This is a genomic window from Lactobacillus ultunensis DSM 16047, assembly GCF_001436305.1.
In the GTDB taxonomy this organism is placed as follows: Bacteria; Bacillota; Bacilli; order Lactobacillales; family Lactobacillaceae; genus Lactobacillus; species Lactobacillus ultunensis.
In genome coordinates, this window is sequence record NZ_AZFO01000079.1 from 1 (window position 1) to 890 (window position 890).

An 890-nucleotide genomic window follows, 5' to 3' on the forward strand; every position below is an offset into this window, starting at 1 on the left:
TAGGCTTGGAAGCATTAAATTCTCTTTTTAGCTTGTTTTCAACGGTTTTCTCAGGCGTTGTATGCTTGAATTTAGGCTTCTGATATCTAGGCTTTTGGGAGCTAATGCCGTTAATACACATCAGGCGGTAAACAGTTTTATGATAAATTGGTCTTTCATCAGACATTTGACGATTAACGGCCATAGTCATCTTTTCTGTTCCAAAGAGACTGTGATTTGACTTGGCTATTGCGATAATCTTAGCTTCAATCCTTTTGTCTCGTTCTTCTCGCTGACTAGATTGACGTTGAGGATCAAAATGTTTGTAATAGGCTGAGCGGGCTATCTTGGCCCATTTGCACATTAAATCGATCTTCCAATTATATTTTTGATGGCAATCATGGATCAATTGATATGTTTCTAATTTCCAGCGTCTTCTGATTGCGGCTTGTCTGTATTTTGGCTGCCCGGCAAGCACATCCTTTCTAGTTGATCTAATTTTTTTAGAAATTCATTCTTGGTTTGTTCTTCTTTCAGCTTTCGTTCCAGCTCTTTGATTCTGCGGTTGGCTAAATCTAGTTCAGACAGCTTTCCCGGCTGCTTGCGTTTTCCTCGTCTGTCTATTAACCCTGCTTCACCATCAGCCAGATATTTTTGTGTCCAGCTGTAGACCTGTTGGTAGGAGCAACTGAATTTAGCTGCAGCTTTTGCATAGTTTTTGTCGTGATCAAGACAGTACTGAACAGTTTGAATTCTTTCTGGCTGAGTAGTTTTTCTTCTCGCTTTAGTCATATAGGCCTCCGGATGGGGATCATAGTCCCGATTTTCTATATGACTATTATACTTGGAAACCCAAATTCTTACTGTTCCACCGCTTCTAATGCCATACTTATTAGCTAAAGAATCTGATG

The 890-nt window shown here is 39.9% G+C and carries 2 protein-coding genes; both read right to left on the minus strand.

Annotated elements, in window-relative coordinates; translation table 11 throughout:
- The coding region (locus tag FC57_RS10380) for an IS3 family transposase (RefSeq protein ID WP_156655824.1) at nucleotides 1-343 on the minus strand (343 nt) is incomplete at its 3' end.
- Between the two features lie 56 nt (nucleotides 344-399).
- Nucleotides 400-890 (minus strand): helix-turn-helix domain-containing protein (locus tag FC57_RS10385; RefSeq protein WP_156655825.1); only part of this gene is annotated, 491 nt, incomplete at its 5' end.